Origin of the sequence: Roseimarinus sediminis (assembly GCF_050433125.1) — a bacterium.
Taxonomy (GTDB): domain Bacteria; phylum Bacteroidota; class Bacteroidia; order Bacteroidales; family Prolixibacteraceae; genus Roseimarinus; species Roseimarinus sediminis.
On the sequence record NZ_JBNPXV010000003.1, the window covers coordinates 155,406 to 168,971 of the forward strand.

Below are 13,566 nucleotides of genomic sequence, written 5' to 3' on the forward strand. Positions count from 1 at the left end.
AGATATTAGATATTGGAAGTTAGACATTAGCGCTTAGACTGATTGTATTATTTTGATCAACTGATTCCTGACACGTTCAACAACTTACTTTTAAACAAGTAACAGGCAATAAATTAAAGAAACACATGAGACTTTTGTTATCAAAAAAATAATTTTAACATAATTAATAAAATGAAACCAACATTATTAATCCTTGCTGCCGGGATGGGCAGTCGTTACGGAGGGTTGAAACAACTCGACGAAGTAGGTCCCAATGGAGAAGCCATCATCGACTATTCGTTGTACGATGCCATCAGAGCAGGATTCGGAAAAGTAGTCTTTATTATACGTCGTGATTTTGAGACTGCATTCAGAGCCCGCTTCGATGAAAAACTGGAGGGAAAAATTGAAGTTGAATATGTTTTTCAGGAGCTGAATGACCTTCCCGAAGGTTTTTCCATCCCCGAGGGACGTGCAAAACCATGGGGCACCGGTCATGCCATCAGAGCTGCCCGCAAGGCAATTAGCACACCTTTTGCTGCCATCAATGCCGACGATTTTTACGGGCAGGAAGCCTACCAAACCTGTGCCACTTTCTTAAAAGAACAGATTACCGAGAAGCTATACAGCATGGTTGGCTACCGTCTCGACCGCACCCTGTCAGAGAATGGCTCCGTTTCACGCGGGCTTTGCATTACCGATGCCGAAGCACACCTCGAAAATATTGAAGAGCTGACTAAAATTAGCACAAGCGAAGAAAAGATCGTTTACGAAAAAGATGAAAAACAATACAGTTTAAAGGGTGACGAAACGGTATCGATGAATTTCTGGGGCTTTCATCCTTCACTTTTTCAGCACCTTGAAGAAGGCTTCATCGATTTCCTTCAAAAAGAAGGCAAAGAAATGAAGTCGGAGTTTTACATCCCCATGCACATCGACGATCTCATTAAAGCTGAAAAGGTAAAAGTAAAAGTATTAAAGAGCAACGCCAGCTGGTTTGGAGTGACCTACCAGGAGGACAAACCTACAGTTATTGAGCGAATCAATCAGCTCACTCAAAAAGGCATTTATCCGTCAAAACTTTGGTAAGATACACAACAGGGCATCCATCAGGCTGCCCTGTTCTGTTTATCAAAAAGCGATGGTTAAAACAGATGCACCGGAACTGGCGTCCGCTTACACCTCATTTTAGTCGCAATTGAATCGCTTTTCTTTCTTCTTTAAAAATTTCGATACATTCTGACATCAGCTTTCTTCAAAACAATAATTTTTGTCATATTTGCGAATAAATTTGGGATACACTTAATTAAATTCAGAAACTGATGAAAGTTTTTAAATTTGGTGGTACTTCAGTAGGATCACCTGAAAATATGCGGTCGGTAATGCAAATAATAAGCGATGGCGAGCCTAAAGTTGTCGTGTTGTCGGCCATGTCGGGTACAACCAATGCCCTGGTTGAAATCAGCAATTATCTTTACGAAAAAAATACAGAGAAAGCCCGGGAAGCCATCACCGAACTTCGCTTAAAATACAACAAGGTTGTTGCCGAGCTATATAAAAGTGAAGATTTTAAGAAGAAGGGACAGGCAGTGGTTGACCAGCATTTTGAAACCCTTCTGGACCAATGCAGGGAGACTTTTGATCTGAACAACGAGCAAATAACGCTTGCCCAGGGCGAATTGATCTCAACTGCGCTGGTCACTTTCCTTTTACAGGAAAACGGATACCGGGCCGCACTGCTTCCGGCACTCGACTTTATGCGCATCGACGAAAACAAACAGGCCGATATGGCGGCCATCCAACAACTGGCACCTCCCGTTATTGAAAAAGCCGGCAAACAGGATATTTACATCACCCAGGGCTTTATCTGCCGCAATCACGAAGGAGCCATCGACAACCTGCAGCGCGGTGGAAGCGACTACACAGCCACCCTGCTTGGAACTGCTATACAGTCGGAAGAAGTACAAATATGGACCGATATTGACGGAATTCACAACAATGACCCGCGCTATGTCGAAAACACATCACGCATCGACAATCTGCTTTTTACCGAAGCAGCGGAGCTGGCCTACTTTGGTGCCAAAATACTGCACCCCTTAACAATATTGCCCGCTCGTACGGCCAACATTCCGGTACGACTTAAATACACCATGAAACCCGATGCCCCCGGCACCCTCATCTCGAACGATAAAACCATTTCGGGACTAAAAGCGGTAGCGGCAAAAGACGGGATTACTGCCATCAAAATCAGATCGGACAGAATGTTAATGGCCTATGGCTTTTTGCGCAGGGTTTTCGAGATCTTCGAAAAATACAAAACCGCCATCGACATGATTACCACTTCGGAGGTCGCCATCTCACTCACCATCGACAACGATACTTATATTAACCAAATTGAAGCCGAACTGAAAACCTATGGTGAAGTTGAAATTGATCGTGATCAAACCATTGTTTGCATTGTTGGCGACATGATTTCGGAAGAAAAAGTGTTCTCAAAACAAATTTTTGAAGCTCTCGAAGGAATTCCGGTACGCATGATCTCCTACGGTGGTAGCCGTTATAATGTGTCTGTATTAATCAACAACAAATACAAAAAGGAAACACTGCAACACCTAAGCAAACACCTGTTTCACAACTAAAATATCAGCATAACAGTAAAGCGCCCTTGTTACAATGGCGCTTTTTTATTTCCCACGCTTCAAACAATATGTTAATCAAACATTATCAGTGAGCCATCATTTAATTGATCTTTTGAAAAAAATGCGATAATAAATATTTGTAAAAAATATATTTTTTAAATTCACACCACCAATACTAACCACTTATTTAAACCGAGAGTATCACAATATCAATTAAGCGAAATAAACAACCGAACCAATACTACTATGAGCCAGATTTTAGGATTTATTTTGATTGTATTTGCAGTAATGTTTGCTGTATTCATTTCGAGCTACATTTTTTACCGCCGTTCAGTTGTATTAATCATGGGATTAATAGCAACCAACATTGCCGGATTAACTGCCATTTTTGCCTACATTATTGCCATCAAGGGGCTCAATCATCTGATATGGGTCATCCCTTCCATCGGACTTGTTTCGGTTTTTAATTTCTACATGATGTACCTGCATCTTAGTAAGCCGGTCGTTTCGTTAATGAACGACATTGTTGATAAGCTTTCGAACGGAATGCTCGATTTCAATTTTGACGACAAGGTACTGGCCAAGAAGAATGAATTTGGAGCAATTGCCAGGGCCCTGGCCAAAATGCGTAAACAGCTGATGCTGATTGTTTCTGAAATTCAAAAAATAACTTCCTTTATTGAATTATCATCGACACAGCAAAGTGAAGCTGCAATGGAAATTTCGTCGGGAGCCAGCGAACAGGCTTCATCGACCGAAGAGATTTCGGCCACGGTTGAAGAGATTTCGGCTGCCAATCACCAGAATACCGAAAATGCTCAGCAAACTGCTCAACTATCCAAAACGGCATCATTAAGCATGGGAGAAATGGGGCAGTCCATCGACAGAAATGTCAGGGCCATCAAGCACATTCTGGAAAAAATCAAGGTGATCAACGACATTGCTTATCAAACTAACCTACTTGCCTTAAATGCATCGGTTGAAGCGGCCAGGGCAGGCGATGCAGGAAAAGGATTTGCCGTGGTAGCCGGCGAAGTGAGAGCACTTGCCGAAAGCAGTAAGCAGGCCGCCGATGAGATCAAACAACTTTCGGATCTTACCATGAAAGAAACCAACGAATCGGCCGGATTTATCAAACAACTGATCAGCCAGATTGATTAAACAGCCGGACTGGTAGAGCAAATCAGTCTTGCCAACATCGAACAAACCAGCAGCACCGATCAGATCAACAATGCCATCCAGCAACTGAATCAGGTTTCGCAGCAAAATGCGGCTTCATCCGAAGAACTGGCTTCAGGCTCTGAAGAACTTTCGACCCAGGCAAAAAAGCTGGGCCAACTGATTACTTTCTTTAAAACCGACCGACACGAAGCAGCAAATGCCCGTGAGGAAGTGAATGCAGAGCGGTAGCCCTTAGCGTATAATACTTTGAAGTATGCTGCCCCTGGCATCGTCGGGAGGTACAATTCCCAGCACTTTGCAAAGGGTAGGCACAATGTCGGTCAGCTCAACGGGGTCATCATTCACCACAGGAACAATGTTGCGGCCGTAGAAAAGTAAGGGAACCCGGTTAACGGTGGAATAATCGACCTGGTGATAGCGGTAGGCCGGATACCAGCCTTCGTCGAGCACCAGCATAACATCGCCCGAACGCTGAACACTGTAGCTGTTTTCGAGTGCGAGAAAACGATGATTATTCAGGTTGCCCTGTTCAATTACATGTGCCGGCACAGCTGCCTTTACGCCGGTAAACTGGTTAAGAAAGGAAGCCACCTCGTGACGCAGGTCGTTCAACTTTACTCCTTTCCTTTCGATGAGCCGGTGGTTCAGATAAATTTGCTCTTCATTATAATGAGCAAGCCATTCACCTTCGCCATAAACAATATTCAAATAGGCTTTTAAAAGTGCCAGAGCACTTTGCGGATTGAACGCTCCTCCTTCAAAGTTAAACTCATCTTTCAACACATCAACCGGATAACCCGAAGTAGAAGCGGCCGTCATAAATACCAGGTAATTGTCTTTTCCCAGCCGTTGATCGAGGTAATTGAGCAAGGAGGCAATTTCGATATCGAGCCGAATATAACTTTCCTGCATTTCGACCGATTGAGGGATAAACCATTTATTGGCATAGTCGAGGCTTGAAAAGGTAATATTCAATAAGTCGGGGATTTCATCTGAACCCAGTTCTTCATGATCGATCAAATGAACGGCGAAATCGTGGAGCATCCGGTTGCCAAACGGAGTGGCCTTAATCAGTTCGAAAGGAAATTCCTGGTCTGCGGCAATGCGCTCAAGCTTATATGGAAAAGTATTCCAGCGCTTCCAGAAACCCTGTTCCAGAAGGTAATCATCGGCATAACCTGCCTTATAGCTACTTTCGGGGAGTAATAATTCCCAGTCGCGCTGAAGATAATCCGAAGCAAATTTTTTCTCATTAAACGAGACGACCCAATCGGGGAACTGATCAAGATAGTAGGACGATGAAATGAAGTTTCCGTTGGTTTTATCGTACCAGAATGCTGCATTGGCTGCATGTCCGGCTGCCAGAACAGCCGCTTCGGCATTCAGGGCCAGAGAATAAACCTTCGACTTAAAATTCGTTTGTTGCCTGAGCACATCACCAAGCGTAAGTTCCTTTAGTTTACGTGCCGATACGGCACCTTCGTCTGAATCGCTGCCAACGGTCAGGTAATAATCATCGCTCACGGCTTCGACCAACTGGTCGCTCACCTGCTTGTACCAGCGATTGCCAACAATGCCGTGCTGCGAAGGATAAGTGCCTGTGTACACCGAAGGCACCACTGTTGCTGCTTTGATATTATGAATGTCGATGCGTGCCTGGCTGAATACAGCACCTCCCTTTGCCAGTCGTTTAAAACCATCGTTCTGAAAACTGTCCCAGTAGCGATCAATATAGTCGGCTCGAAAATGCTCTACAGTAATTCCAATCACCAGTTTAGGAGTGTGATTATTAAAATTCTGCGCCTGCAGCACATTGAAAACTATAAGAGAAATAACCAAAATGGCAGCTGTTCTTCGCATAATCCTTATTTAAAGGCTCAAAAGTAAAAAATTGAATTGTTTGATAAACAAGAAATTATTATTATTTTTGCGCGCTCAATCCGCTGAATCCACGTAAGCGATTTATTTACCGGTCGATTACGCGGGTTGAAAAGAGAGAAATAATCGATTAATTAAATTTCTAAAAGGTAAATTTTTATGATTAACCAGTACGAAACTGTTTTTATCGCCACACCTGTATTGTCGGAAGCACAATTCAAGGAAGTGGTTGCTAAATTCAGCGGTCTTATTTCCGAAAACGGAGGTGAGATCATCCATGACGAAGATTGGGGCCTTAAAAAACTGGCATATCCCATTCAGAAAAAATCTACAGGCTTTTACCATTTGATTGAATTCAAAGCAGAAACTTCATTCATTCAAAAGCTGGAAACTATGTACCGTCGCGACGAGCGCATCATTCGTTTCCTTACTTTCCGTTTGGACAAGTATGCCAGTGAATACAGTGAGAAACGTCGGAAAAAAGTTAAAGCTAAAGCAGAGGAGAAATAATCATGGCATCAAATCAATCAGAAATCAGATACTTAACTCCGCCATCAGTGGAGATTAAAAAGAAAAAGTATTGTCGTTTCAAGAAGAATGGCATTAAATATGTCGACTACAAGGATCCTGAATTCCTGAAAAAGTTCCTCAACGAGCAGGGAAAAATTTTACCCCGCCGTATTACCGGTACCTCGTTGAAGTACCAGCGTAAAGTATCGCAGGCAGTGAAACGTGCACGTCACATTGCATTGCTGCCATACGTAACCGATTTAATGAAATAAAAAAGGAGGACTACAGATGGAAATCATACTGAAACAAGATGTCCAGAACCTTGGTTCGAAGGACGATTTAGTAAGCGTAAAAGACGGTTACGGACGTAATTATTTAATTCCGCAGGGTATGGCCATTATTGCAAGCGAATCGGCTAAAAAAGTACTCGCAGAAAATACCCGTCAGCGCGCACACAAGGAAGCTAAACTGAAAGCCGAAGCTCAGCAACTTGCTGAAAAACTGGCCGAAGTTAAAGTGACCATTGGTGCAAAAACAAGCACTACCGGAAAGATCTTTGGATCGGTTAACAACATTCAACTTGCTGAAGTTATTGCAGCTCAGGGAATCGAAATTGACCGTAAAAATATTACCATCTCCAAAGAAGGTGTTAAGGAAGTTGGCAAACACACTGCCAAAATTAAATTACACCGCGAAGTGGTAGTTGACTTCGAATTTGAAGTCGTATCAGAATAAAAGTATTCAAAACACTTTCGAACATTTTTTCAAACAAACATAAAATCCACCTCTCTCCGGGGGTGGATTTTTTATGTAAAAAAAGTCAGTGGTCATTGGTCATTAATGACTAACTTATTGACCAATGACTTAATGACTTTTTCCTTCTGACCTATTTTACTGCCACAGTTTCAATCTCGATCAAAACACCCAGTGGTAATTCTTTCACTGCAAAGGCTGCTCTTGCAGGCTGGTTTTCGGGATAATAGCGGGCATACACTTCGTTCATTGCCTTGAAATTGGCCATGTCGCTCAACAGGCAGGTCGATTTTACCACATCCGAAAAAGCATAGCCTGCTTCTTTCAATATGGCGGCTATATTTTTCATTACCTGTTCGCTTTGTCCTTCAATAGTGTTTGCCACCACTTTTCCGCTTGCAGGATCAATGGGCACCTGGCCCGAAATGTAAAGTGTTCCGTTTATTTCAACGGCCTGACTGTAGGGACCGACTGCCGCCGGCGCTTCACTGGTAAAAATTATTTTTTTCATGAGTGTTGTTGTTTAGTCAACTAGCGTTGCATTGTCAGTCAAAGATGCGAAAAATGCAAAACACATTTTAAAATAATACTCAAAAAATGAAAGGCACGATTAGAAATCGCGGTCGGATTTGTTCACCTTAAGGTCTTTCAACATCGAGGCATTGGCCCGCAAAGTAAAAGCATAATATTTGCCCTGTCCAATGGGCACAAAGTCGAACGACATGGTCCAGCAGTGCAGGTCGCGTACTATCGAAAACATGGTACGGGTCATCTTCATGGCGACCAGGTCAAAACCACTGTTAAAGGTAGTTTTCCACTTTGGAGTTAAGTCAAAGCCACCATTGATACTCACCGATTGTCTGAAAACCGCTTTTCCTGCATTGTTGGTATAGCCAAACGAATAATTGGCACTAACACGCCAGGGCATGTCAAAGGGAGTATAAGTAAGTGGAACAGGTGGTTCTCCCTCCTTCTCCTTCTTTTCAGTCTCCCCCTTTTTTTCCTGTAATTTCTTTTTTAGTTTATCCGAGCTGTAGTTAAAGCTAAATCCGGTACTTACCGAGGTAAGCCGGCCCAGTTTGGAAAGCCCCGTGGCTGTGGGCAAATTCCACATGTATTCGTCGTAGCGCCTGCCATTTTTATCGAGCGCATAAGGATCGAGCGTACCGGTAATGGTAATTGAATTGCCTGCAATTTTGGTGCGGGCCTGCAAACCAATGGTCGATAATTTCATCGAATCGGCAGCCAGGTTGTACGATCCGCTAAAACCCAGGTTATCGAAAATGGCCACCTTTTTGAATTTTTCGTTCGTCGTGGTATCGTTCACATTGGCCAGTTTCATTTCGATGTTGTTGTTTAAGCCAAAATTAATCGAACCGCTTTCGCCTGCGCCGGCAGCACGGTACATGGCATCTTCAAAAATATCGTAACGCTGGTAGCTCCCCAGCGAATCGATCTGCACCATCTCGTAAAAACCAAATTTTTCCTGAGCAAAATCGGGATGGTAGGAAAAGCCGATTCGCGGATCAATTTTATGCCGAATGGCCTTTAAGCGCCGGTTGGGATTTCGCATGGTGTACATACCATAAAGCGTTGTGGATGCACTTACCCCGTAATTGTAATTGTAATTACGCTTAAATGAACTTTTCTGATTTTCTTCAACATGGCCTTCAACCCAGTGCTGTATACCGGTTTGCGGGTCAGTCACAAAATACCCGTCGACCCAGTGCTTGGTGGTATAGCTAAAGTTCCAGCTTTCGCTGTAGTTAAACGATGGCACTACATTAATATGGTTGAACAACTGAAACGAAGGCAGGGTAATCGGGATGTTGTGTTTTACTCCTTTACGCCAGTCGGAATAAGGGGTAGTCAGTAATTGATCTTCCTTCACCTTAATACTGCTTTCAAACTGGGTACTGTACGAAAGTTTAAAGTCTTCATAGAAGCGTTTCTTCCCCACCCTGTTTTTCCGTCGGAAGGGATAAATGCTGTTCATATTAACATTTAATGAAGGAAGCGTAAGGCTGACGGTTGAGTCACGCGTATTCTGATTGGCCCTTATATTGGCAGATAAAGAGATGGGCAGGTTTTGAAAATTTTTTCGGTACGAAATGCTAGATGTTTTGCTGTTGGTCATGTAGCGGTCTGCGTCGGTGTACTCGTTTTCCCTGCTGTGTCCGCTTGATGAGAAATCGACGGAGGCCGAAAAAGTTTGGGTTGGATTGGCTTTCCCGTCCTGAGAATGATTCCAGCGGATGCTGTAGTTAGGTGTTACTGTTTGGTTAACACCCCGCTCTCCGGTCACCGAACGGCTGTAACTCAGTGCCAGTCCCCCTCCAAATTTGTAACGCAGTTTATAATTGGTATTCATGTTGAGCCCCCACTTCCCTTTTGAATACACATCGCCGGTAATTTTGAAATCGAAATAATCGCTGGCGGCCCAATAAAATCCACCATCACGCAAATAGAAACCATAACGACTTTCTTCACCATACGACGGAATAATCACCCCCGATGAATAGGATGAATTATTGGTAGGGATGTAGCCGTAGGGCAAAAATGGAAAGTAAATGGGAAAATCTTCGAGTACCAGGTACGAACGTCCGGTAATAATTGCCTTGTTGCGGATCACTTTTCCCTTCACCATTTTCAGGTAGAAATGCGGATGTTCGGCCGTGCAGGTCGAATACTTTCCATCGACCATGCAATACACATCCTTGTTCATCATTTTGGCTTTACCGCCACGCACCAGACCGTCCTGCTGCTCGGTAACCACATTCACCACAAAACCTTTTCCGGTAACGAAATTATAACGCAGCGATTCACAGTCAAATTCTTCGCTTCCTTCAGCAAAATGGGGTTTACCGGTGAGCTCACCGGTTGAATCGGGAAGACCGCTGGCAAAAATTTCTTTCTTTTCAAAGTTAACAGCAATGTAATCGGCCTGCAATTCGATGGTGCCATATTTTATATCGGCCTTACCATAAAGATGCACAATTTGTTGTCCATCCTCCATCGACACGGCCATCGAATCGAACGAGTTGTAATTAATGGGCGCATCAATCACAGGCTTTTGCGCAACATCGGTAGTATCCTCTTCGAGCAGGGTAAATGACTGTTCACGCACAATAGAATCGGACACCGCAGCGTTGTTTTGAGATAAGCCACTAAGTGTCAAAACCAAAAACAAAGAAATTATGTATATGTACCTGATAATCTTCAAGGGTTAAAGAATTAAGGCTCAAAAATAATGTAATTATCGTTATCGGTATTATCATTAAGAGGTTTTTCGCCCTTTCAAAGTTGCTTGATATAAAAATGTAATTTAGCTTTGTCGCGACTCATCTGTTAAACTATAACTTAAGCTGTTTATTATTGCATAAGCTCCAAAAAATGTTAAAAATATTTCAATTATTCCTAATCACCCTGATGCTGATTCCTCTTCAGCAGCTAGTGGCACAAGAAAAGCCCAATCAACTGAAGAAGGTAGTAATTGATGCGGGCCACGGAGGAAAAGATCCAGGTGCTTTGATCGGTAAGGTAAGAGAGAAACATATTGTACTTGATGTTGCCTTGCGTACCGGTGAGCTGATAAAAACACAGTTTCCACAGGTGGAAGTGCTGTACACCCGCGACAACGATGTTTTTGTCCCTCTGGCAGAACGGGCCGAAATTGCCAACAAGAGCAAAGCCGATCTTTTTATTTCGATTCATGTAAACTACTTCAAATCGGAACACATTTATGGATCTGAAACCTATATTCTGGGAAATCATCGCACAGAAGAAAACCTGAAAGTAGCCCAAATGGAGAACTCCGTCATTCTGCTCGAAGACGATTATAGCACCCGCTATGAAGGGTTTGATCCCAATTCGGCCGAATCGTACATCATGTTTGAACTGATACAAAACGAATTTTTGGAGCAAAGCCGTTTCTTTGCCGATCAGGTTCAACAAAGCTTTATCAGCACTGCACAACGCAAAAGTCGCGGAGTACGCCAGGCCGGCTTTCTTGTGCTCCGCAGAACCAGCATGCCATCGGTACTTGTCGAACTGGGTTTTATCAGCAACAAAAACGAACTGCAGTTTCTTATCAGCAATCAGGGAAGACAACAGATGGCTCAATCGATTGCCGATGCTTTTGCCCACTACAAAATGCGGGTTGATGCGCGCTCGGGTGTATTGCTAAGCAACACACAGGAAACAAGTACAGCAAGCCAACAAGCCCCGGCTGTCGAGACAGTACAACAACAAGTCAACACTCAGCCCATCCTGACCGAACAGCCTGTAAAACCTGCTTCAACCGACAACAATGACCTGCTTTCGCTCACGCAAAACGGAACCTGGTATTCGATTCAAATTATGGCCAGTAAAACCCGCCTGAATCCCGACCATCCGGTTTTTAAATCGGAAGTCCCTGTTTATGTATATAACGAAGATAATTGGTTCAAATATTGCAAAGGGCTGACAACTCATCTCGATGAAGCAAAAAAAATTCAGCAAAAACTCAAGCAGGAACATGGTGGTGCCATTTTAATTCGTTTAGTAAACGGGAAAAAGGATAAAGTTGTCAGCTACTAAAAAATGAATGCCGATATGTTCAACAACATAATTTCGACCTCTGCCTTGATGAGCTATATATGACTTATTGATTTTTCATTACTATGAACTCACCAATTAATTACCTTGTTAAAAACTTTGCAGATTCTTAAAAAATTGTTAAACGAATATTGATTAAAGAAAAAATCGCGAAAGATATTTATTACTGTATTGTAAACACACTGGGGAAAATGAACCAGACATTGGTCAGGAACAATTCTATTCAATTTATCGTTATTTGCATATCTAATATTTTTTATTTAGTATTGCAATGTATGTATTTTTGTTTTAAAGATTTATTATCCGCAGGTGTTTATTGCGAACAGGGTGAAGCGATGTCAAGCCTTTACAAAATAGATTGCCTATCAATCACTTAAAACTCCGAAGAACACATATCTTGTTGTATATCTGATAGATATATCAATCAACAAGAATTCAAAAAAAATCCCAACTGACTCACAAGTGCTTAAAAACAATCGTTAAAAAACAAGCGTAATTCAATTTTTTTTTCAGGTTTTTTTTCACACTTTTGTGTAAGCCTTACGGCTCACCCAAATTATTAATAACAGAACTTAAACTCAAATCACCCGTAATGAATAAGAATCATCACCAAATATGGAATGATTGTTTATCAGTTATCAGAGATAATGTTCAGCCAATCAGTTTCCGTACTTGGTTTGAGCCCATTAAACCATTAAAACTGGAAGGAAATATCTTAACCATCCAGGTTCCTAGTCCGTTTTTCTACGAATACCTCGAAGAGCAGTATATCGATATATTGAGAAAAACTTTAAGGAAGGTAATTGGCACCGAAGCCAAACTTGAGTACAACGTGGTAATGAGCGATCATCAGCAGCAAAACAACGCGCTTACCGTAAATTACCCAACCAACAACAACAGCAAACTGAACAACAGACCGGTATCGGTACCTGTGAGGAACGATGCCTTAACCATTAAGAACCCCTTTGTAATTCCGGGCATTCAAAAGTTGCACATCGACCCGCAACTAAAGAAAGACAATACCTTTGAAAATTTTGTAGAAGGAGAATGCAACCGGCTGGCTCGCTCGGCTGGCTATGCTGTGGCCCAAAACCCGGGTGGCACCGCTTTTAACCCGTTGATGATTTATGGAGACAGTGGCCTGGGGAAAACCCATTTGGCCCATGCAATCGGGATTGAAGTAAAAGAGCGCTACCCCGAGAAGGTAGTATTGTATGTCAATGCGAACAAATTCATCACACAATATTCAGAAGCAACACGTAACAACACCCGAAACGACTTCCTGCACTTCTATCAGATGATCGACGTGCTTATTATCGACGATGTTCAGGAATTTGCAGGAAAGGAGAAAACCCAGGAAACCTTTTTCCACATTTTTAACCACCTGCATCAACTCGGAAAGCAGCTGATCCTTACTTCCGATAAATCACCAATCGAAATCAAGGGAATTGAACAACGTTTGCTTTCGAGGTTCAAATGGGGGCTGACTACCGATTTGCAAAATCCGAGTTACGAAACCCGGCTGTCGATTCTCAAAAAGAAAACGTACAAAGACGGACTTAGCATGCCTGATGATGTTCTGGAGTACATTGCCCAAAACATCAGCACCAACGTAAGAGAGCTCGAAGGCGCACTCATCTCCTTACTGGCTCAGTCAACGCTGAACAAGAAAGCCATAACGGTTGACCTGGCCATCGAGCTGATCAACAAAATTGTAAAGCAAAGCAAACACGAAATCACCATCGACTACATCCAGAAAATCGTATGTGATTACTTCAAGATGCCAACCGATGCCCTTCAGTCGAAAACCCGAAAAAGAGAAATTGTACAGGCACGTCAAATTGCCATGTACTTTTCCAAAACCATGACCAAGTCCTCACTCGCTTCTATTGGAGCACAAATAGGTCACAAGGATCATGCAACCGTGTTGCACGCCTGTAAAACGGTGAACAACCTGATCGATACCGACAAACAGTTCAGGGGCGATCTGGAAGAAATAGAAAAGCGATTAAAAGTTTAAAAATACTAC

The 13,566-nt window shown here is 42.7% G+C and carries 11 protein-coding genes; 8 read left to right on the forward strand and 3 right to left on the reverse strand.

Features of this window, described 5'->3' with window-relative positions; genetic code table 11:
• Positions 1–171: 171 nt before the first annotated feature.
• The 3 genes from FHS86_RS05295 to FHS86_RS05305 all read left to right on the forward strand — a co-directional run bounded on the left by FHS86_RS05295 (position 172) and on the right by FHS86_RS05305 (position 3,779).
• Positions 172–1,068, forward strand: a complete 897-nt coding sequence (locus FHS86_RS05295; RefSeq protein ID WP_429411883.1) for a nucleotidyltransferase family protein — start codon at positions 172–174, stop codon at positions 1,066–1,068.
• A 233-nt stretch (positions 1,069–1,301) separates the two neighbouring features.
• Positions 1,302–2,618, forward strand: a complete 1,317-nt coding sequence (locus tag FHS86_RS05300; protein ID WP_429411885.1) for an aspartate kinase — start codon at positions 1,302–1,304, stop codon at positions 2,616–2,618.
• A 714-nt stretch (positions 2,619–3,332) separates the two neighbouring features.
• A complete protein-coding gene (locus tag FHS86_RS05305) occupies positions 3,333–3,779 on the forward strand; it encodes a methyl-accepting chemotaxis protein (protein ID WP_429412107.1) in 447 nt (148 codons plus the stop codon).
• A 252-nt stretch (positions 3,780–4,031) separates the two neighbouring features.
• On the opposite strand, the gene FHS86_RS05310 is transcribed toward FHS86_RS05305, so the two are convergent.
• Positions 4,032–5,660, reverse strand: a complete 1,629-nt coding sequence (locus FHS86_RS05310; protein ID WP_429411887.1) for an alkaline phosphatase family protein — start codon at positions 5,658–5,660, stop codon at positions 4,032–4,034.
• Between the two features lie 177 nt (positions 5,661–5,837).
• Here FHS86_RS05310 and rpsF point away from each other — a divergent pair, with 177 nt between their 5' ends.
• Genes rpsF through rplI form a run of 3 tightly spaced genes read left to right on the forward strand, consistent with a single transcriptional unit; the run spans position 5,838 to position 6,923 of the window.
• The gene (gene rpsF, locus FHS86_RS05315) at positions 5,838–6,188 is read left to right on the forward strand and encodes a 30S ribosomal protein S6 (RefSeq protein WP_429411889.1); all 351 of its coding nucleotides are present in this window, start codon (positions 5,838–5,840) and stop codon (positions 6,186–6,188) included.
• A gap of 2 nt (positions 6,189–6,190) precedes the next feature.
• Positions 6,191–6,460 carry a 30S ribosomal protein S18 gene (gene rpsR, locus FHS86_RS05320; protein ID WP_429411891.1) on the forward strand — a complete coding sequence of 90 codons (270 nt, stop codon included), beginning with the start codon at positions 6,191–6,193 and terminating at the stop codon, positions 6,458–6,460.
• A gap of 16 nt (positions 6,461–6,476) precedes the next feature.
• Positions 6,477–6,923, forward strand: coding sequence for a 50S ribosomal protein L9 (rplI, locus tag FHS86_RS05325; protein WP_429411893.1), 447 nt, complete (start codon positions 6,477–6,479; stop codon positions 6,921–6,923).
• A 151-nt stretch (positions 6,924–7,074) separates the two neighbouring features.
• On the opposite strand, the gene FHS86_RS05330 is transcribed toward rplI, so the two are convergent.
• Positions 7,075–7,452: a RidA family protein gene (locus tag FHS86_RS05330; RefSeq protein WP_429411894.1), complete on the reverse strand. Its 378-nt coding sequence runs from the start codon at positions 7,450–7,452 to the stop codon at positions 7,075–7,077.
• 99 nt (positions 7,453–7,551) lie between these two features.
• Entirely contained in the window at positions 7,552–10,083 is a 2,532-nt protein-coding gene (locus FHS86_RS05335) for a putative LPS assembly protein LptD (protein WP_429411896.1), read from the reverse strand.
• A gap of 251 nt (positions 10,084–10,334) precedes the next feature.
• Here FHS86_RS05335 and FHS86_RS05340 point away from each other — a divergent pair, with 251 nt between their 5' ends.
• Together FHS86_RS05340 and dnaA are read left to right on the forward strand one after the other, a co-directional pair.
• The gene (locus tag FHS86_RS05340; protein WP_429411897.1) at positions 10,335–11,519 is read left to right on the forward strand and encodes an N-acetylmuramoyl-L-alanine amidase family protein; all 1,185 of its coding nucleotides are present in this window, start codon (positions 10,335–10,337) and stop codon (positions 11,517–11,519) included.
• 610 nt (positions 11,520–12,129) lie between these two features.
• On the forward strand, positions 12,130–13,557 hold the full coding sequence (gene dnaA, locus FHS86_RS05345) for a chromosomal replication initiator protein DnaA (protein WP_429411899.1): 1,428 nt from the start codon (positions 12,130–12,132) through the stop codon (positions 13,555–13,557).
• The last annotated feature ends 9 nt before the right edge of the window (positions 13,558–13,566 follow it).

Excerpts from the sequence above, each read along its gene's own strand:
- FHS86_RS05295 (WP_429411883.1), top strand. The coding sequence starts at position 172 with ATGAAACCAACATTATTAATCCTTGCTGCCGGGATGGGCAGTCGTTAC.
- FHS86_RS05300 (WP_429411885.1), top strand. The coding sequence starts at position 1,302 with ATGAAAGTTTTTAAATTTGGTGGTACTTCAGTAGGATCACCTGAAAAT.
- FHS86_RS05305 (WP_429412107.1), top strand. The coding sequence starts at position 3,333 with ATGGAAATTTCGTCGGGAGCCAGCGAACAGGCTTCATCGACCGAAGAG.
- FHS86_RS05310 (WP_429411887.1), bottom strand. The coding sequence starts at position 5,660 with ATGCGAAGAACAGCTGCCATTTTGGTTATTTCTCTTATAGTTTTCAAT.
- rpsF (WP_429411889.1), top strand. The coding sequence starts at position 5,838 with ATGATTAACCAGTACGAAACTGTTTTTATCGCCACACCTGTATTGTCG.
- rpsR (WP_429411891.1), top strand. The coding sequence starts at position 6,191 with ATGGCATCAAATCAATCAGAAATCAGATACTTAACTCCGCCATCAGTG.
- rplI (WP_429411893.1), top strand. The coding sequence starts at position 6,477 with ATGGAAATCATACTGAAACAAGATGTCCAGAACCTTGGTTCGAAGGAC.
- FHS86_RS05330 (WP_429411894.1), bottom strand. The coding sequence starts at position 7,452 with ATGAAAAAAATAATTTTTACCAGTGAAGCGCCGGCGGCAGTCGGTCCC.
- FHS86_RS05340 (WP_429411897.1), top strand. The coding sequence starts at position 10,335 with ATGTTAAAAATATTTCAATTATTCCTAATCACCCTGATGCTGATTCCT.
- dnaA (WP_429411899.1), top strand. The coding sequence starts at position 12,130 with ATGAATAAGAATCATCACCAAATATGGAATGATTGTTTATCAGTTATC.